Raw genomic sequence first — 20558 nt, 5'->3', positions numbered from 1 at the left:
GGGTATTATGGAACGAAAAGATAACGAAGAATTAGATCTTGGAATGCTGTACGATAAATTAAAACAGATTTATCATGCGTTTTTAGTTTTTTTATACGGTTTGCTACAGTTTGTACTTTCAAGCTGGATTATTATTTTGGTGCTATTGGTAATTGGTATTGGCTATGGAATATACAAAGATGCCAATGCAAATAAGGGGCGAGAAACCGAATTGATTGTACAAATTAATTATGGAGCAGCCAACTTAATCTATGATGCAGCTACACAGCTAGATCTCAAAATTAAAGAACGCGATACTTCTTTACTTAAACCAATGGGACTTTATAATAATGAAGTTTTTTACCTTAGCGGAATTGAGATGGAACCTATTGTGAGTGTGATGGACATAATCTCGAATACTCGTGAAAACGACCGCAACTTGGAAGTAATCCTTGACGAAGCACAGTATGAAGATGAATTACTTACATCTGATGTGTTTTTACCAGCTTATAAAATGCACCGAATAAAATTACACACATCTCCATGGTCGAATCAAGGAACCATCGATCGTTTTGTTGACTATTTAAACGGAAATGAAAGTTTAAATCGTTTAAAAGAAACGGCAAAACAAAACTTAAGATACCGAATCAATGAAAATAAAAAAAGTGTAGCCTACATGGACTCGTTGTTTAAAGCTTATGGTACTAATCCAGAAAACAGAAAATCTGAACGTGAAGGAGATGTAACTTTCTTTGATATTAATCTTACAAACTTACACTTGGTCTTTCAAGAGAAGGGATTAATCATGCAGAAAAATCAGGAGTTAGAAATTGAACTTGCCAATGCCACAGATACAGTGGTGGTTCTTAATAAGCCCATGCTAACACAAAAACAATCGTTCCTAGGAAAGAAGAGAATTATATATCCGATAACGCTCTTATTCTTATTCTTTATGGTCTCTTTTGCGATCTACTTGTTTAAAAAAGCGAAGCAGTTGAGTGAAGCGCGTTAATCCTACCTTTTTTTGTAAAGGTTAAAAAAGATGCGCGAGCAATGATAAAGACAAACATTCTTTCTTTTTTAAAGAGCTTATCAAGTAATAAGTCTTTAATTTTATTTGATCAGGCACTATTTTCGCTGTTCAATTTTACGTCTATCTTTTTGCTTTCCAAATTAGCTGATGTTGATGTTTTTGGGACTTTTGTTGTCTTTCAGAGTTATATTTTTTTTAGCTTTATATTCTCTACGTTCTTTCTTTCGGCACCAATTCTAGTTTTATTGGCAAAAAATTGGAAAGAGCGGCAATCGGTTTATGTCTCAACCTTACTTAGCACCAATTTTATTATAAGCTTCATAATTGCCTTATTGTGTTATTTTTTTATGAAACAACAAGGTATCGAAGTAGCATTTATTTATGCTTTATTGGTTCCACTTCTTATGTCTGCTTTCGATATTATAAAAAAATATTTCTTCAGCAGTTTTAAAATAGACCTTAAACATGCAGTAATAGCATCGACTCTGCTCAATGTATCTTTTTTTATACCTGTTTTAATTTTAAGAGAATCACTTTCGTTATCTGTGATTTTGTCATTATACGCAATCGCTTATGCCATAGCCACCTCTTATTTAATTTTTATTCTCATTTATTATAGAGTTTTAGATTTAGAGTTCTTTAACTTTAGTAAAGAACGGCGCATAATTACTTCTCAAATTATTCACCAACATTTTAACTACTCTAAATGGATTATTCTTGGAGGAATTGCTTTTTGGGGTTATAGTCAAGGGCTTTACATTTATGCAAAAGCGTTACATGTTTCAGATTTTGGATTAAGTAAAGTAAAGACCATTCAAAATATTCTAGGAATCGTTAACATTTTTATTATTTCCATAGAGAATTTTTACACCCCTTATTTCTCAAATTATATAAAAAACAAACCGCATCAAGAATTAAGAAGTTTAGTAAAACAGCTCTTTCAAAAGAATTATTTAAAAATTCTTGGGCTCATAATTGGTGTTTTTATTTTTGCCGTAGTTTTTTACTCTTTAGTATATAAAATTAAGTATGGTGCAGGATTTTTTATCATTGTACTTTTTACAATTACCCAATTATTATTACTCGCCATGAGACCCTATATTATTTCATTGAAATCTGTTGAGGTAACCTATCCCTTTTTTATAGCTCATATTATTGCGGTACTTACAATGCTTGGTGCGGGTTATGTATTAATCGACCGGTTTGAATATACAGGAATGGCGGCAACATTTATTCTCTGTAATATTATGTATGCAATAGTAATAGGTTATTTTTATTTTCGTAAGGTTGTTGTAGTTGGACATCATAATACTCAAACAAAAAATTAATGCAACAGGTAAAATTTAATAAAGATTAGTGTTATTACTTAAACGAGCATATCAGGTATTTTTCTTCATCGGACTTTTCTTAATTCCGTTTAATAGTGATATTCCCGATTGGCTTGGTTTTTTGGGTGAATTAAGTGCCGACTCTTCACCAATTTTCTTTTTAATTGGTTTTTTGTTCTTGTTTTGTTATCAATGCATAATCGGGAAATTATATTTTCCTGTTCAATCTAAAACGTATCGCCTTTTTTTATTATTTCTTGTAGCGATAATTATTACTACATTAATTAATCTTCCTAGTATAGTAGAGTATTATTATAAACAAACATCAGGCATATATCGCTTTATTAGACAGTTTATATCGGTACTTATTTCAGGTGTGATATTTCTTTATTTATTTATTAATGTAGGACGCGATTATGGAATTGAACGATTTGTTTTAGCGGTTCGTAAAACATTTTTATATAGTTTTTACATTGTATTCTCGTATGGTATGCTTGAATATGCGATTATTAAATTGAACCTTACATTTCTCACCTCTATTCTTGATCTATACGGATACCTTCCTTTTGTAGAAGTAAAATTTACCCATTATATGGAGCGATTGTCTTCTATAACGTACGAACCTCCTGCTCTTGGACTTTATCTTATTACCGTTTCTGGTTTTATTTTCAGTTATATTTTTACTTCAAAAAAAGTTACGCGCTTTGTTCCTTTTGCATTGTTAATGCTTCTTGCTATCCTTTCAAAATCACGAACCGCACTGGTAGTTACTATTTTACAGGCAATTGCCGGGGTAGTATTTGCCTTTTATAAGTATAAAAGTTTTCGAAATTTATTTAATAAAGTACTGATTTTTGGTTCTATCGCACTTGTGGTGCTGTTGGTGTTTTTTGGAAAACCAATTTATGAAGCTGGATTAGAACGAATAGAATCTCTAAACTTTTCAAAAATAGACACGAAAAATAACATTAGTGCTATTTCAAACAAGTCTCGTATAGGTATTCAACTTGCTATGCTGGAGGTTTTTAAAGAAAAACCTATTTTCGGAACGGGATGGGGACAACAATTTTATGAGTCAAGGCATCATTATCCTACTTGGGCAACACGAAATAATTTTGAATTCCGTTTATTTTACCTTAATCAAGATTTAAAATCTTTTCCGCCTGGTTATAACTTATACTTTCGAATATTAGTAGAAACGGGCATATTTGGGTTATTCGTTTTCCTGTTCTTTCTGTTTTCGATTGTTCGTACTACGCTCATAGTATACAAAAGAGGGAAAGAATTGAATTTTATCACGCTAATATTACTGGTTAATTTTACGGGACTTCTACTCAATTGGTTTCAAACAGATTCCATGCGGATTTATGGTTTTTGGTTAAGTCTTGCTATTTTAATACTTTATAAACGACACCTTGATTTAAAGAGGGAAGATGCTGAAGACGATTTTTCTACTCAAAAAGAAATAGAGTAGAAAACACGGAGGAAACCACTACTAAATATTCCTTTTACTTAGTAAGCATCAATGTTTTTGTAAAGTTCCTTTTAGATTTTTCTATAGTTTTAGAAATGTTTTTTGGTGCGGTATAATGAGTCTGTATGGTTTCAAGAATAGTATGTGCAATTTGTTTAGGGTCTTTTTCAGCATCGTACACGCGCAAATCATCAGCTTGTCCCACATCTGTTAAAAAATCGGAACATTTTCTATGATATTCAATTAGAACAAATGGCACTTTCGCATAACAGGCAAAAATACTGGCGTGCAACCGGGTAGAGAGCATAAAATCGCAAGTTTCAATGTTGCGCCATGTAGTTTCTACGTTTCTAGAATACGGCACAATAGTGTATCGGTTTGCATCAATTCCCTGAAGTAACTCTTGTGTGGCTTCCATATCACCAATGGCTTCATTTCCGTTAATGATAAAAACCTTCAGAAGTACATTTTCCTGTTGTAATAACTCATGAACCACCAATTTAAAAAAGTGGTTTCTGTGTTTTTCTTTCGATAAATCCCCTCCTTTGTAACGCTCATAATTGCAAATGCTTATTCCTATGGTTTTTTGGGTTCTCATGGTTTGCTTCGGAAGCGATTCAGCTTGATATACCGATGGTAACAATGCCGCAAGATCGAAGGCGTCAACGGGTGTGTATGGAAGTTGTAATGACATGGCGTATTCGAAAGAGCGTCGATCGCGAAGAGAAAGAAAAGACAACGACTGAAGGTATTTCACCACATTTTTTTCAGCTTCAACATTTTGAAAAGGCCCTATCGAAACACCTATTGCTCCTAATGTAAGGGATTGGGTAAGAGAAGCATATTTCTTTGCCAATGCTCGGTTGCTGTGAAAAGGAATATCACTAAAGGTAGATCCTCCTGCAGAAATAAGATAATTGGAATTAAAAAAATGACGCATAAAATGAAGTCGGTCAATTCCTTTTAGAGCGTCAGTAGGTTCATTTGCTATTATAGGGTATTTTGTTTCTGGTAACTTAGTGCCGATAAAAACATTTTTTGTGCAGTTCCAATACGTTTTAGCTCCCCATGAAGCTACTTCAACAAAAGCATCATCACCTGCGTTTTTAAATCCATAGAAACCTTCAAAAATTATTTTCATAAATGCTTATAAACCCCAGTATTTGTTTTAATTTCGAATGACAAAGATACTTATTTTGATATGATTCTTTTTTATGAAACGTAGTAAGAAAGTATGCTTTCTAGCAATTTGTATATGCAATTTATTACATTTGAACGCTAAAGAAATAGTACATCCTTTTTAATCTTAAAAGTGGTTCAATCAATTTTACCTAGAATACCTCAAGTTTAATTTAATAGTGATAAAATACTCATAAACCCTACCAAGCATGGCTATATTTATTTCGGTGTTAATTTTGGCCGCTTATTTTTTTCTAATTTATAAATCCATTGGAGCATTTATTCTAGAGATTCGAAAGTTACCTACAACTGGAATAATCGTTTATTTTTTAACCATGCTGTTACCAGGATTTTATTTAGTATGGATTTTACACGATGAAAAATTTGTTTATTACTGGGATCTTTCAGGGTATTGGATACGGGCTATAGATTTTACCGAACTTTATTTTGAAAAGCCTTTTGTAGCATTCGAGGAGGTTTATAATACAATACGACACGCAGAATATAATTTCTTAGCGAACTTATTCATAGCACCATTAAATAAGCTCTTTGGTCTTTCTTTTGGGTGGTATGTGTTTTCAATTTATGTAATTTATTTTTTACCAGCTGTTTTATTAGTTTCTAACATAATTATTCTAACTCTTAGAAATGTAACGAGTCTCTTTCAAAAACTCAGCCTTCCATTTCTATGCTTACTCTTTACCCCTTTATTAATTCCAATACGCTTTGGATTTATTGATAGTATAGGGTTGGTACTCATCTTTATAATTTTAATCAGTGTTTTAAAAAGCGATTTTTTAAGAAAGTTCAATTATAAAAGTGCCATTGCAATAGGAATACTTATGTTGGTATTGGTATTCAGCAGGAGATGGTATGCCTTTTGGGCTACAGCGTTTTATGTCAGCCTTTTCCTAACCAATGTAATATATGCCATTTGGAATAGAGAGTGGAAACCGTTTAAAAATGCAGTGCTGAATCTTACAATAGGAGGCATTGTACCTCTTTCTATCATGCTGCTTTTCTTTTATCCGTTTTTTGAAATGTCTGTACTAAAAGATTATGGAGATATTTATTCCGCTTATAGAAGAGCGGTTCCTCTTGGTCAGCTGCAAAATGCAATTAACTTTTTTGGTTGGGGATTACTGGTAATTTTTTTAATAATGACACTAATACAAGCCCGGCAACAAAAGTTCCTAACCTTGTTTCTAGGAATTAACTCCATAATAATTATTGCACTTTTTACAAGAATTAATGATTTTGGTGGGTATCAACATTATTATTTGCTGTTACCTATGATTGTTATTTTTACCATGAGAGGACTACTGCTAGTACGGAAAAAGGCTGTAATAGTTCTAACTTTCTTTGCTTTTCTAGCTATTAATAATGCGCAGGTTTTTACGCATTCACTTAAATTCAACGATACACTACGAATTTTTTCGCAAGTTGACGGTGCTTCAAAAATAAGAGCCGATTACGACGAGATCGTTGCTATATCTAATGCTATTATTAATTATGAAAAGGAAGGAGCATCTATCTATATGCTAACAAGTTCAAGAGAAATCAACGATAATATTGTTAAAAACAGCAAGTTGCCTGAACTGCGAAATGAGTTTAAAAAGCTTCACATTACGCAACATGTAGACAAGAGAGACCACTTTCCAAACGAGCTTTTTTCTTCAGATTACGTCGTGGTAACAGACCCAGCTCAATATCACTTAGGAGAGAAAAACCAACAAGTAATTGGTTATTTTAATAATGCTATACTTAACGGAAGCCTTAAACCTCATTACAAAATTGTACAGACCTACCATTTAAATAAAGGTATTACAGCATATATAATGAAAAAAACATCAGGCTTTAATAAAAAGGAAATCGACAGCATTCGAAACTTTTTTAAAAGTAAATTTCCAGAATATCCCAAAATGTTCGATGTTAAAGAAAATATTTTAAGATCATTTGAGATCTTAGAAGGGGATGGCTATGGAAATGTTGAATTTTTAGATAATCAAACTATTAAAATGTTTCCAGGAAAAAAGAGGAACAGTACCATAAGTTTCACGGTCTCTCCTTTAGATAAAAATCTTTCTTTTGTCACATCTTTTTATGATAAGCAAGAAATCGAGAACAATTGTAATGTAGATAAAGATGGTGAGGTGCAACTTATTATTAAAGGAGATGGTGAGATACTAGAACAGTTCTCTGTATCACATAAAAAAGAGATTCCTGTTTTGGTAGAGATTGTAAATATTACCACAATACAGATAAGTGTAGATAAAGGAAAATATGAAGACTATTGTGACTTTTTCATATTAAAAAACTTTAGATTTAATAAATAGAAAAACCTTCATAGTGCTATATTTATGGAAAAAATGATAGAAGAAGAAATCGTTTTGTCTGTGATAATTCCTGTTTATAATGAAGAGGAAATTATTCCAGAACTTTATGCTAGATTGACGAGTGCTGTAAAAGAAGTGACGAAAAATTATGAATTAATTTTTGTTAATGACGGCAGTCGTGATAGTACCTTGCCACAACTAATTCATCTTTCTGAAACCGATCCTCAAGTTTTTTACATTAATTTTAGCAGAAATTTCGGGCACCAAATAGCGGTTACGGCAGGAATTGATGCTTGTAAAGGAGAGGCAGCTGTAATTATTGATGGCGACCTTCAAGACCCCCCAGAACTTATTCCCGAAATGTATTTAAAACATAAAGAAGGCTTTGAAGTAGTTTATGCACGAAGAGCGAAACGAGAAGGAGAATCTTATTTTAAAAAATTAACAGCGAAATGGTTTTATCGCATTTTAAGGAAAAGCACTTCTATAGAAATTCCCGTAGACACTGGAGATTTTAGATTAATAGATAGAAAAATTATCGATTGCCTCAAAAAAATGCCAGAACAGAATAAATTTTTAAGAGGACAGATCGCATGGTTAGGTTTTAGGCAAACCGCAGTATTATTTAACCGAGATAAACGTAGGTTTGGAACAACAGGATATCCATTCAGCAAAATGATGAAGTTTGCAATGGACGGAATTACCAGTTTTTCAGACAAACCCTTAACGCTAGTTACACGGCTAGGATTTATTATTTCCGCCTTTTCATTTCTAGTTATTCTCTATGCAATTTTTTCTCATTTTTTTCTGAAACAAACCATCACCGGATGGACCTCTCTAATAATTAGTTCTATGTTTATTGGAGGTGTCCAGCTCATATCAATTGGAATTATTGGAGAATACATTGGAAGAATTAATAAGAATGTTTTAGATAGACCGTTGTATATTATTCAAAACACGAATATTAAAGAGTAACCTAAGTATGCCTCAAACCTTCAATTAATGAAAACCATTAGTGTTATTATTCCAGCTTATAATTCTCAAGAAACAATACGGGAAGCATTAGAATCTATTGTGAAACAGGGAGATTATAAGTTTGAAATTATAGTGGTCGACGATGGTTCTTCAGACGCAACGAAATTGAAAGTCGATGAATTTTTAATAGAATTTCCAAAAACTAATGTGCGCTATTTTTTTCAGAAAAATAAAGGTGTTTCAGCAGCTAGAAATTTCGGACTTCAAAAAGCAACTGGGGCATATATCGCTTTTTTAGATAGTGATGATGCGTGGCTTCCTAATAAGATACAGGAACAATTAGCGGCCTTTAAAACTGCTCCCGATATTGATATGCTGGGCACAAATCGTGATGGCATACGACACACCTCTTTTTTTGGCAATAAGATCGATACTCTTCACAAACTTTCTTCCCGGTTACTTTTATATAAAAATTACCTAATGACATCCTCCATTCTTATGAAACAAGAGGTGGCAAAACAAACCGGTTTTTTTAATGAAACCATGAGTTATTCCGAAGACTTAGAGTATTTTCTTCGCATTAATAATTCATTTACATGTTACTTACTAAATAAAAGCTTGGTTCGTTCTATTACAGGTAAACAGGGTTTTGGGGAATCTGGTTTAAGTGCAAATCTATGGAAAATGGAAAAAGGAGAGCTTCATAATATTACAATGGCATATAAAATGAAGGTTGTAAACTTTCCTGAATATATATTTATTTACCTTTATTCTTTTCTAAAATATTTAAGAAGAATAGTTATTAGTGTTTTGCGCTAATTTATTAATACAAATAGCAGCTTTTGAAAGTACTACTTAGTAATTTATATCCGTATCTTTTCTTGATCTTTTGCTTTGTCATTCCATTAGACAAATACGCAACTGCGATCCCAAACATTGTCCTTATTGCTTTACTAGTTTCATTTCCTTTTGTTGTAAAAAAAGAAGATTTTAAAAGATTAGTACGCCTTGAGTTCCTTTTGTTTGGAGGTTTGGTCGTGTTTATTACCTTAGAAATGTTGCTTTTTCAAGATCGGTTAAAGGATATAAATATTATTGCAAAAATTGCTTCCTCGTTACTTCTGGTAGTGCTGTTTATTCCAATCTACTCAACAAAGAAACTAAACAAGACGATCATTATTTCTGTATTAGTCTGTATAGCTGTTAGCCTATTTAATTTATATGGGTTTTATATGAAAGAAGGAGTTTTTCATTTTGCTTCAGGCGCTGCGGTAGACGATGTGCTTATTATAGACCGACTATACCTAGGGTTTCTTTGCGTATTAAGTATCGTTGCATCCATTGGAATTATTGGTTCTACCTACAACGAATACAACAAATGGTATTTTGCAAACATCGTTTTAAGTATTGTATTTGTACTGTTAATCTCATCAAGAATTGCAATTATATTATTGCTGATTTTATTTCTTCTGAAAATTTTCTACACCAAAAAAAAATTGGAATATGGACTTTTCTTTATCGGAATTATAGCCATAGTATCGGGTGCTTTCCTTGTAAATAAAAATTTAGGCGAACGTTTTTTCTACACCCAAAGCAGCGACAGTGGAAAATCGTATATCGAACTGTTTAAATCATGGGAACAACGTGTTGTTATTTGGGATTGTAATTATCAGATTTTAAAAAACGACACCCCTGTTTTCACCGGCAATGGATTTTATGAGACAAAAAATAAACTCGTAGCTTGTTACGATACTACCATAGAACGAAAGGAAAAAAGAGCCTATTTTTTATTGAAACGCTTTAATCCACACAATCAGTTTGCCGATTTTATTTTAAGTTATGGTGTAATTGCTTTCTTGCTGTTTACTGCTATTTTTATCAGCCTGTTACTAAAAAACCGGAACTCATATTATAGGACGGGACTGCTTTTAAGCATCGCTGCATTTGCATTTATCGAATGTTTTTTTCAGCGACAAATGGGAGGATATATTTTTTCTATGATTTTTATTCTAATTATTTTCTCAGGACCTGAACCAAGTCGCCAAAGCACTTTAGAGAATGAAGAAAACTAGGGTCGCTCATATAGCAGACGCAGTTGGCGGCGTAGCGGTATATCTTCAGATCACGCTTCAGGCAATCGATCCCGAAAAGATCGAAGCTTTTATCATTCAAGGGCATCACACAAAAAATAAGATTTTTAAAGAGAAACACGGTAATTTAGTGCAAACATTTCTCGTTCCAATACAACGAGCTATATCCCCAATAAAAGATCTTCGTTCCATCTATGAAACCGCACAAATTCTTCGGAAAGAAAAACCCGATGTTATTCACGCTCATAGTGCAAAAGGAGGTATTGTTGCTCGCGCTGCATCCTTGTTTTATCCAACAACTGTGTTATATACCCCACATGCTTTTTCATACCTCAGCACACCCAATCGGTTTAAAAAAGGGCTGTATTTAAGAATTGAACGGCTCTTTAAGCATTTTAATTCTATTTTACTGGCGTGTTCTACTTCGGAAAGAAACAGGGGAATTCGGGAAGTAGGGTACAAAGAAGAAAAAGCTCTAGTTTTTAACAATTGTATTCATCCTATTTCTGAAACTGCTTTTCTGAAACACGACCTTCAACTTCCAGAAAAATACCTTTGTACCGTAGGTAGGCCCTCCTATCAAAAAAACATCGAGATGATGATCGAGGTACTAAATTTGTTAAAACAAAAGCAACCAAACATTCATTTGGTCATCATGGGTGTAGGCGAATACAGTCCGAACAAAGAACATGTCGAGCAATTAATCGAAACCTACGGACTTTCAGAAAACACCACTCTTATCCCATGGATCGAAAGAGGCAAGATTTTTACCATTGTGAGTAAATCACAGTTGTATCTTTCAACTGCGCGGTATGAAGGATTACCTTATGCCGTTATTGAAGCAATGGCATTAGGGAAAGCATGTGTCGTGACTAGTTGCGACGGCAATAAAGATTTAATTAAGGATGGGTACAATGGATATGTTGTAGAAGAAAATTCGGTAGAAACTATGGCAAATCGTACCTTTGCGCTCTTACAGAACAATGCATTACTTACAAAATTTGAAAATAATGCCTTGGACTATTTCAATGAGCATCATAATATTAACAATACGATTCAGAAATTAGAGGGAATCTACCGTTCTTATAGTAAAAATAAAGTATGAAAATAACAGTCATTGGCACCGGGTATGTTGGTTTAGTAACAGGAACATGTCTTGCTGAAACCGGAAACGAAGTTATTTGTGTCGATATAGATCAAGAAAAGGTTGAAAAAATGCGCAGTGGGGTAATTCCAATTTATGAGCCGCACCTCGATATTTTGTTCGATCGTAATATAAAAGCCAATAGGCTTCAATTCACAACTTCTCTAGAGGAAGGGTTACAACATGGCGAGATTATATTTTTAGCACTTCCAACTCCTGAAGACGAAGATGGTTCTGCAGATCTTTCTTATGTTTTAAACGTTTCCGAAGAAATAGGGAAGAAAATAAAAAGCTACAAAGTAATTGTAGATAAAAGTACTGTACCTGTTGGTACTGCCGAAAAAGTATATAGCGTTATTGCTAAAAACGCAAGCTGTGAATTCGATGTAGTTTCCAACCCCGAATTTCTTCGAGAAGGTTTTGCCGTAGACGATTTCATGAAACCTGAACGTATCGTTGTGGGATCTTCAAGCGATAGAGCAACGGTTTTAATGCAGAAATTATACAGTCCGTTTGTTCGTTCTGGCAACCCGATACTCATTATGGACGAGAAATCGGCTGAATTGACTAAATATGCCGCGAATTCATTTTTGGCAACCAAGATTACATTTATGAACGAGATCGCAAACTATTGCGAAAAAGTGGGAGCAGATGTAGACAAAGTACGGGTAGGAATGGGAACCGATTCGAGAATAGGGAAGCGATTTTTATTTCCGGGAATTGGTTATGGAGGATCTTGTTTTCCTAAAGATGTGAAAGCCCTTCAGAAGGCCGGTAAAGATTCTAATTACGATTTTAAAATTTTAAATGCGGTTATTGATGTAAATGTGCGTCAGAAAACAATTTTGCTTCCGAAGATGGAAGGTTATTTTAAAGACGACCTGAAGGGAAAAACAATCGCTGTTTGGGGTCTTGCTTTTAAGCCTGAAACCGATGACATTCGAGAAGCACCCGCCATCGATATGATGAACGGTCTTTTAAAAAGAGGTGCAACATTGCAGGTTTTCGACCCAGAAGCCATGCCAAATATTAAGAAGCAGTTTGGAGATACGTTGCAATATTCAGAAAGCATGTATGATGCTGTAAAAGGAGCAGATGCACTTTTAATATGTACGGAATGGAGTATTTTTAGAACTCCAGATTACGCTAAACTTCGAGAATTAATGAACGATACGGTAATTTTCGACGGAAGAAATCTTTACAATGTAGATGACCTTAAAACTGAAAAATTCACATATATTTCAATAGGAAGAAAAGAAATTCAGTAATGAAAAAAAGAGTCTTAATTACAGGTGCGGCAGGATTTTTAGGGTCTCATCTTTGCGATCGTTTTATTGCTGAAAACTTCCATGTAATTGGGATGGATAATCTCATTACGGGTGATCTAAAAAATATTGAGCATCTTTTTAAGAATGAACATTTCGAATTTTACAATCATGATGTAACTACTTTTGTACATGTTCCGGGTAACGTCGATTTTATTTTACACTTTGCTTCTCCTGCTAGTCCAATCGATTATTTAAAGATCCCAATCCAGACGTTAAAAGTAGGCTCTTTAGGAACACATAATTTATTGGGACTTGCTAAAGAAAAAAATGCCAGACTGCTTATTGCTTCTACTTCTGAAGTATACGGAGATCCATTGGTACATCCGCAAAGTGAAGATTACTACGGAAATGTAAATACAATAGGACCTCGTGGTGTGTATGATGAAGCAAAACGATTTCAAGAATCTATTACCATGGCGTATCATCGCTTTCATGGATTGGAAACACGCATTGCACGAATATTTAATACCTATGGACCCAGAATGCGTCTTAACGATGGTAGAGTAATTCCTGCATTTATCGGCCAAGCACTCCGAGGTGAAAATTTAACGGTTTTTGGCGATGGAAAACAAACCCGCTCTTTTTGTTATGTAGATGATCAGGTTGAAGGTTTGTATAGGCTTTTAATGAGCAATTATAGTGATCCGGTAAACATTGGAAATCCCGATGAGATCACAATTTTAGACTTTGCTGAAGAGATAATTAAACTCACAGGAACCGACCAAAAGATCGTATTTAAACCCCTTCCAAAAGACGATCCGTTGCAACGGGAACCAGATATAAAAAGAGCGAAAGAAATTCTTGGATGGTCTCCTAAAGTAAATAGGGAAGAAGGAATGAAACTTACTTTCGAATATTTTAAAAGCCTTTCTAAAGAAGAGCTTTTTAAAAGTGAACATAAGAACTTCTCTAAGCACAACAGATCCTAATACATGATATTTAAGCGAGGGAGATATTCAGGGTATTTAAGGCCCATATCATATGTGATCGATTTGTTAATCATTCATGTATTAGCTCATCAGTTTTTTGAAAGAAATTTCGAATACCTTAACTACATCATATTTATTTCACTTGCTTGGATAATACTATCGATAAAATCTAATTTTTACGAAATTTATCGCTTTACTCATGTGGCAAAAATAATGTCACTTATTGGGAAACAAAGCGTTATATTTTTATTAATTGTATTCGCTTTTTTTGGCTATTACAATCAAGTAACTAAAGAGCCATTAACCATCTTTACCTACATTTTATGGGTAATGGGTTTAATTACCATTGTTAAGTTTTCAATTTATTACGTGCTCAAAAAATACCGAAAATCCTTTAAAGGAAATGTGCGTCGGGTAGTTATTATAGGGCTTAATCAGAAAACAGATCAATTACGAAAATTTTTCAATGACAATCCAGAGTATGGGTATAACTTGGTTCACATTTTCGATCTTAAGGGACCTAATAGAAATACGATAGAAGCATGCTTCGATTATATTATCGAACATAAGATCGATGAGATATATTCTTCGGTAGCAGAAATAGGAAATAGAGATCTTGTAAAGCTTATCGACTTTGCAGACAATAACTTAAAAATTGTAAAGTTTCTACCAGATAATAAAGAGATCTATAGTAAGAAACTAGATTTTACATATTACGGGTTCTTGCCAATACTATCGATGCGAAAAATCCCCATGGATGAACCTTTTAATAAATTTGTAAAACGAACTTTCGATATTTGTTTATCATTAATTGTGATTATCGGTATTTTGTCATGGTTAACCCCTATCTTAGGAATTATTATTAAATTAGAGTCGAAAGGACCTGTGTTTTTTAAACAGAAACGTAACGGATTAGATTATCAAGAATTTTTCTGTTACAAGTTTCGTTCTATGAAACCCAATCCTTTGGCAGATCTGCACCAAGTTAAAAAAGGTGATGAGCGTATAACAAAGGTTGGTAAAATTATACGAAAAACAAGTATGGATGAATTACCACAATTTATCAACGTTTTAAAGGGTGAAATGTCTGTAGTAGGACCTAGACCACATATGGTAAGTCACACCCATATGTATGCTGAACGTATTGATAAATTTATGGTGCGTCATTTTATTAAACCTGGAATTACAGGATTAGCACAAGTAAGTGGATTTCGTGGCGAAGTTGAGGACGACAGTGATATTATAAATAGAGTAAAGTACGATATTTTTTATTTAGAGAATTGGTCACTTTTTTTAGATTTAAAAATTGTTTTCCAAACAATTTACAATGCACTACGAGGAGAAGAAAAAGCATATTAGCAAAAGCGGAAATCCGCTTGTTTCCATTATTACTCCCATGTATAATGCAGCTCCTTATATTGAAAAAACCATTCAAAGCCTTCAAAAACAAAGTTACTTACATTGGGAGCAAATCATTGTAGATGATGCTTCAACAGATAATTCTGTAGAAATTGCAGAAATGCTCTCAGCAAAGAACGCAAGAATTAAAATCATCAAACTTTCTGAAAATAAGGGAGCCGCTTATTGTAGAAATTTAGCAACAGAAGCTGCCAAAGGAAGTATGATTGCTTTTCTAGATGCAGACGATTTATGGCATGAAGACAAGTTGGAATTACAGTTACGTTTTATGGACCAAAATAATTGCTTGGTTTCATATACCAGCTATTTTCATATTAATGACAAAGGCGATAAGGCCCTAAAACGCATTAAAGCCTTACCCTCAGTTTCTTATGAAAAAGAACTAACTAATAATTACATTGGTAATCTTACTGGTATGTACAATGTTGAGGTTCTAGGAAAAATATTAGCCCCCGATATTCGTAAAAGGCAGGACTGGGCAGTTTGGTTGGAAGCAATAAAGAGGAGTGAAAAACCAGCAATGGGACTTCAGAAAGACCTTGCATTTTATCGAATTCATGAAGGCGGGATGAGCTCAAAAAAGCGTTCTCTCATAAAGTATAATTTTCAATTTTATAGAAATCATTTAGGCTACTCGCAAGTAGGATCTTTGTGGCGTCTCTCAAAATTCTTTTGGGAATACTTTTTTGTTCGACCCAATCAGATCGATTATTTATAAAACACCCACTTAAAGAAATTTAATGGTTATCTAAAAAGTGATATAAATTGCTTTAATTTTCCCCTGTTGCTGCGATCTAAAATGCGTTTTCTTTTAAATGAAAGGTCAAGATCTTGCCCCACATATTTTTGAAGAGCTCTCTCAATTTCCTTTTCAGCTTTTTCAGTTAATTTTTCGGTGGCTACGTAAACAATTGTAAATGCATGTAAGGATTTTTGTTCTACTACAAACTCTTTTACATTTCCATCATCTTCAATAACACTTTTTGTAACATAATAAAAAGTAAGACCGGGGACTATTTTTCCATTAGGAAGTCTCGCAACATCATTAGTGCGTCCCACTAATTGTTTTAAAATGGGCTTTTTTAAAGTGCTTTCTAATGCAAAAACACCCGTATCACCGATATCATAACGAATTAGTGGATGTGCTTTGTTATACAAGGAAGTTATTACAATACGTCCAGGGGTTTCGTAGGGAACAGGACGGTTGTTATCATCTAAGATTTCAACAAATAAAGTTTCACTATTTACAATAAACTCATTTTGTTTGTTTGTAAAGGCGATCAATCCAAGCTCACTAGCTCCGTATTCATTTACTATAGGCACTCCAAGCGTATTTTCTAATAATATTTTATCTTTTTCAAATAGCATTTCGCTGGTTACTATACACAATTGTAGCGTGGGACAAACGTCTTTAAGTCTTATTCCTTTTTTCTTCAAAAATTTGGCGAAAAGAACAATGGAGCTGGTATATCCATTAATATATTTAAATTTTTTTCTTCGGAAGGTTTGTAAAAAGACTTCCATTTTCTCTTCGGAAAGATCAAAGATAGGAAACCGATAGCGACCACTTAAACGGTCTTTAAGGCGTTCTTTTTGATATCCTAAGAAATCCAGCGGAATTCCATAGAAGCGAGCTTGAAGAGAAGCTTCCATGTGTATGTCAAACCATTGATAGCGATCTATAAATTCTGCCCAACTCAATGCATGAGAAAAAAAGTCTTTTGCGAATACAAAAGGATGTCCACTGGACCCAGACGTTTTATTAACGTAGCTATTTTTAGTATTAAAACCGTTGGAAAGCCTTTTTTTAAGAGGTACTTGAAGATCCGCCTTAGTCATTACAGGAACATCTTCCCAATGACTTATCTTTCTTGCATTTAAAAAACCTTTGTAAAACGAATTTTCCCGTAAATGATAATCAACAATATCCATTCTTAGTTTTTCTACATAGTCTGGATATTCCGATTCGGGTATTTGCTGAATTTTCTTCAGACGTGATTTTGCCTCTTTAATAGGAAAACCGTTAGCTCGTAAAGTGATCTCGAATAAATTCAATTCAGAAAAAATTAGTGCGGTAATTTACAAACAATTATTTTTGAAGCTTAAAACAAATCCTATTTCTATGAATATTTTAATCCTCGGTTCTGGCGGAAGAGAACATACATTTGCTTATAAAATTGCTCAAAGTGATGCGTGCGATCAACTTTTTGTAGCTCCTGGAAATGCCGGAACTGCTTCAATTGCGACCAACGTACCTCTAAATGTGACCGATTTCGAAGCGATTAAAGTATGTGTGCTTGAGAATAAGATTGACATGGTCGTAGTTGGTCCTGAAGATCCTTTAGTAGAAGGAATTTCAGATTATTTTTCAGAAACCGATTCTTTAAAACACGTCATGTTAATAGGTCCTTCAAAACGAGGAGCTTTGCTTGAAGGAAGCAAAGAGCGCGCAAAAGAATTTATGCTGCAGCACAACATTCCAACAGCAGCTTATGCAAGCTTTACAGCAGAAACTCTTTCAGCTGGAAAAGAGTTCTTAGAAACACTTCAGCCTCCTTATGTACTAAAAGCAGATGGTTTGGCAGCAGGAAAAGGGGTGTTAATAATTAACGACCTCGAAGAAGCTAAAGCTGAATTAGAGCAAATGCTTCAACACGCAAAATTTGGCGCAGCGAGCAACACGGTTGTTATTGAAGAATTTTTGGATGGTATTGAGTTAAGTGTTTTTGTTTTAACCGATGGTATAAATTACAAAATTCTTCCAACAGCAAAAGATTATAAACGTATTGGGGAAGGGGACAAAGGGCTAAACACGGGGGGAATGGGCGCCATCTCTCCAGTTCCATTTGCAGACGAAACACTCATGAAAAAGATTGAAGAACGCATTGTAAAACCTACTGTAAATGGACTACAAGAAGAAAAAATCGATTACAAGGGGTTTATATTTATAGGCTTAATAAAAGTGGGGGATGAACCGTACGTTATAGAATATAATGTACGCATGGGAGATCCTGAAACTGAAGTTGTACTCCCGCGTATAAAAACCGATTTGGTAACATTATTACAAGCGACCTATCAACAAAAACTAGATACACTGTCGTTAGAAATAGACAAGCGTGCTGCTACAACCGTAATGTTGGTATCTGGCGGATACCCTGAAGCTTATGAAAAGGGACAAGAGATTACAGGAATTTCAGAAGTAAAAGATTCAATTATTTTTCACGCCGGAACTCGTTTAAAGGAAGGTAAGGTGCTTACTAATGGTGGCCGAGTTATAGCGGTTACCTCATTAGATTCCGACTACAAAAAGGCACTAAAAAAATCCTATCAAAACATAGAAAAACTATCTTTTAATAGGATGTATTATAGAACCGATATTGGTTACGATCTAGCCTAAATAAGAATGTGATGTAGAAGATCGATCTTCCTCATCATTTTCATTATAGGTTTTTAATTCACGCATCCAGTAGATAAATGCAACAAAGCCAACGATCATAAAGAGCCAATTCATTACGCTAGCTAAGAACCAACTGTCTAACTCGAGTGAACGCAAAGCATCAAAAGGTGCAAACAGAATTGTTTCTGTAAAATCCTGTATACCGGTAAAAATGTCTTTAAAAGTCATATCCTTATATTTATAACGCAAAAGTATAAAATACCCAGTATGCTTACAAGCTTTTTCAGCAAATCTAATCCGATAAACTATTTAATTATAGGGATTCTCCTGTCCATCGGGTATATATATGGAGGGATTGCGCAAACAGAAGCGTTTTTAACCTTTTCTTCAATTTTAGAACATTTGCTGTATATGGTGATAGTTGTTTTTTCTATGCTGTTGCTCGATTTTGTTATTCGAAAAAACCAATTGACTAAACAGAACACTTTTGCTATACTTCTATTTGGTTGCTTTTTTTGGATGTTCCCTGTTATCTTTACAGACCAAATGGCAATGCTTGCCAACCTTTTTTTACTTTTAGCTTTTCGAAGGGTTGTAACCTTACATTCTGATAGGAATAACGAAAAAAAAATACTTGATGCTGCTATTTATATTACCATAGCCTCCTTTTTTTACTTCTGGAGTCTTCTTTATTTTGTGGTGCTTTTTATTGGTATTTTACGAAAACCCGACACTACGTTCAAACAATTATTAATACCTGTAGCAGGTTTTGTAGCTGTTTTTATACTTACTACGACTGTTTTTTTTCTTACAAAGGATTCTTTCGAATGGTTTTATACTTGGAAAACTGAGATTAGTTTCGATTTTTCAACCTATAATTCTGTAAATATTTTACTTCCTTTAGCAGTATTGCTTACACTCATTCTTTGGACCGTGGTTTTTCGTCTTCTAAGTTTAAAAGCCGCAGCTTCTAAAGAAAAACCAAACTATGTTTTATTACTTGTCATTCTGCTTATCACCATTGTTATTGCCTTAGCAAGCCCCAAAAAAACAGGTGCTGAACTAATTTTTATGCTTGCTCCTACTGCGATTATTGCAACCAATTATCTTGAACGTATTGGAGTGTCTGCTACTAGCGAAGGGGAAGAAATATGGTTTAAAGAAATCTTACTGTGGTTAATAGTATTGCTTCCTATAGCAGTTCTTTTCGTTTAAAGGTAATTGCAGAACAAACTTATACAGTATGAGTTCTATCTTAAAATATAATATCTTTGTAAAATAAGAATAAAGGGGACATCCTCATTAAAAATTTATTTATGTTCAGCGACACAGCCAATAAGATTTTCAAAGAAGTCATCGATACGTACCATGTAATTAATTCGGTGGATCAGCCATTTATCAATGCATACGATAAAGAGACCTCATTGCTTGAACATTTGTTATATCGTAAATGTTGGATAGACACCGTACAATGGCACTACGAAGATATTATTCGTGATCCAAATATAGACCCAGTTGCTGCCTTAACGCTGAAACGTAAGATCGACGCTTCTAATCAAGATAGAACCGATATGGTCGAATATATTGACAGTTATTTTCTTTCGAAATACAAAGATGTAAACGTTAAAGAAAATGCGACAATTAATACTGAAAGCCCGGCATGGGGGGTAGATCGATTGTCAATTCTCGCACTGAAGGTATATCATATGAACGAAGAAGCTTCTCGGGAAGATGCATCTCCACAACATCAAGAAGCCTGTAGAGCAAAATTAAATGTACTTCTTGAGCAACGTGTGGATCTAAGTACTGCAATAGATCAATTATTAGAGGATATCGCTAAGGGTGATAAATACATGAAAGTGTACAAACAAATGAAAATGTACAACGACGATGAATTAAATCCAGTACTGCGCGCACAGAACAAATAAACAATCAAAAAGCCTACGC

General features: G+C 34.1%; 18 protein-coding genes. 15 read left to right on the top strand and 3 right to left on the bottom strand.

All coding sequences use genetic code 11. The features are described from left to right. The first annotated feature begins 7 nt into the window (after window positions 1–7). From ULVI_RS05690 to ULVI_RS05680, 3 genes are all read left to right on the top strand, one after another. Complete coding sequence (locus tag ULVI_RS05690; protein WP_068590596.1) at window positions 8–991, top strand: hypothetical protein; 984 nt, start codon at window positions 8–10, stop codon at window positions 989–991. Between the two features lie 368 nt (window positions 992–1359). Next, window positions 1360–2340 (top strand): lipopolysaccharide biosynthesis protein, encoded by a 981-nt coding sequence (locus ULVI_RS05685; RefSeq protein WP_157632575.1) that lies wholly within the window; start codon window positions 1360–1362, stop codon window positions 2338–2340. A 28-nt stretch (window positions 2341–2368) separates the two neighbouring features. Beyond that, on the top strand, window positions 2369–3814 hold the full coding sequence (locus ULVI_RS05680) for an O-antigen ligase family protein (protein WP_068590593.1): 1446 nt from the start codon (window positions 2369–2371) through the stop codon (window positions 3812–3814). A gap of 34 nt (window positions 3815–3848) precedes the next feature. Here ULVI_RS05680 and ULVI_RS05675 read toward each other — a convergent pair whose 3' ends face one another. Continuing rightward, entirely contained in the window at window positions 3849–4955 is a 1107-nt protein-coding gene (locus ULVI_RS05675; RefSeq protein WP_068590591.1) for a polysaccharide pyruvyl transferase family protein, read from the bottom strand. Window positions 4956–5202: 247 nt separating this feature from the next. Between ULVI_RS05675 and ULVI_RS05670 the strand changes: the two genes are divergently transcribed. From ULVI_RS05670 to ULVI_RS05630, 9 genes are read left to right on the top strand one after another with little or no spacing between them, the layout of a single operon-like run. Next, the gene (locus ULVI_RS05670; RefSeq protein WP_068590590.1) at window positions 5203–7329 is read left to right on the top strand and encodes a hypothetical protein; all 2127 of its coding nucleotides are present in this window, start codon (window positions 5203–5205) and stop codon (window positions 7327–7329) included. A 33-nt stretch (window positions 7330–7362) separates the two neighbouring features. Beyond that, complete coding sequence (locus tag ULVI_RS05665) at window positions 7363–8304, top strand: glycosyltransferase family 2 protein (RefSeq protein WP_241780956.1); 942 nt, start codon at window positions 7363–7365, stop codon at window positions 8302–8304. A gap of 27 nt (window positions 8305–8331) precedes the next feature. Next, complete coding sequence (locus ULVI_RS05660; RefSeq protein WP_068590586.1) at window positions 8332–9123, top strand: glycosyltransferase family 2 protein; 792 nt, start codon at window positions 8332–8334, stop codon at window positions 9121–9123. A gap of 23 nt (window positions 9124–9146) precedes the next feature. After that, window positions 9147–10376 (top strand): O-antigen ligase family protein, encoded by a 1230-nt coding sequence (locus ULVI_RS05655; protein WP_068590584.1) that lies wholly within the window; start codon window positions 9147–9149, stop codon window positions 10374–10376. Next, window positions 10363–11499, top strand: coding sequence for a glycosyltransferase (locus ULVI_RS05650; RefSeq protein ID WP_068590582.1), 1137 nt, complete (start codon window positions 10363–10365; stop codon window positions 11497–11499). Before ULVI_RS05655 ends, ULVI_RS05650 begins: the two co-directional genes overlap by 14 nt. After that, entirely contained in the window at window positions 11496–12806 is a 1311-nt protein-coding gene (locus ULVI_RS05645) for a UDP-glucose dehydrogenase family protein (protein ID WP_068590580.1), read from the top strand. The genes ULVI_RS05650 and ULVI_RS05645 overlap by 4 nt, the downstream gene beginning before the upstream one ends. After that, window positions 12806–13795, top strand: a complete 990-nt coding sequence (locus tag ULVI_RS05640) for a UDP-glucuronic acid decarboxylase family protein (protein ID WP_068590578.1) — start codon at window positions 12806–12808, stop codon at window positions 13793–13795. Before ULVI_RS05645 ends, ULVI_RS05640 begins: the two co-directional genes overlap by 1 nt. Window positions 13796–13798: 3 nt before the next feature. Then, on the top strand, window positions 13799–15154 hold the full coding sequence (locus ULVI_RS05635) for an exopolysaccharide biosynthesis polyprenyl glycosylphosphotransferase (protein WP_068590576.1): 1356 nt from the start codon (window positions 13799–13801) through the stop codon (window positions 15152–15154). After that, the gene (locus ULVI_RS05630) at window positions 15123–15932 is read left to right on the top strand and encodes a glycosyltransferase family 2 protein (protein WP_068590574.1); all 810 of its coding nucleotides are present in this window, start codon (window positions 15123–15125) and stop codon (window positions 15930–15932) included. Before ULVI_RS05635 ends, ULVI_RS05630 begins: the two co-directional genes overlap by 32 nt. Window positions 15933–15958: 26 nt before the next feature. On the opposite strand, the gene ULVI_RS05625 is transcribed toward ULVI_RS05630, so the two are convergent. Further along, window positions 15959–17269 (bottom strand): phenylacetate--CoA ligase family protein, encoded by a 1311-nt coding sequence (locus tag ULVI_RS05625; RefSeq protein WP_068590572.1) that lies wholly within the window; start codon window positions 17267–17269, stop codon window positions 15959–15961. Between the two features lie 67 nt (window positions 17270–17336). Here ULVI_RS05625 and purD point away from each other — a divergent pair, with 67 nt between their 5' ends. Next, complete coding sequence (purD, locus tag ULVI_RS05620; RefSeq protein ID WP_068591415.1) at window positions 17337–18611, top strand: phosphoribosylamine--glycine ligase; 1275 nt, start codon at window positions 17337–17339, stop codon at window positions 18609–18611. Here the strand turns inward: purD and ULVI_RS05615 are convergent. Beyond that, window positions 18603–18839, bottom strand: coding sequence for a DUF6341 family protein (locus ULVI_RS05615; protein ID WP_068590570.1), 237 nt, complete (start codon window positions 18837–18839; stop codon window positions 18603–18605). The two genes, purD and ULVI_RS05615, sit on opposite strands and share 9 nt — an antisense overlap. A 39-nt stretch (window positions 18840–18878) precedes the next feature. Here ULVI_RS05615 and ULVI_RS05610 point away from each other — a divergent pair, with 39 nt between their 5' ends. Further along, complete coding sequence (locus ULVI_RS05610) at window positions 18879–19826, top strand: DUF6427 family protein (RefSeq protein WP_068590568.1); 948 nt, start codon at window positions 18879–18881, stop codon at window positions 19824–19826. Between the two features lie 101 nt (window positions 19827–19927). After that, window positions 19928–20539 (top strand): DUF4254 domain-containing protein, encoded by a 612-nt coding sequence (locus ULVI_RS05605; protein WP_068590566.1) that lies wholly within the window; start codon window positions 19928–19930, stop codon window positions 20537–20539. Window positions 20540–20558 lie beyond the last annotated feature (19 nt).

Origin of the sequence: Cochleicola gelatinilyticus, from assembly GCF_001637325.1 — a bacterium.
Classification (GTDB): Bacteria; Bacteroidota; Bacteroidia; order Flavobacteriales; family Flavobacteriaceae; genus Cochleicola; species Cochleicola gelatinilyticus.
The sequence above is the reverse complement of the archived record's forward strand: the minus strand, read 5'-3'. Positions and strand labels throughout refer to the sequence as shown.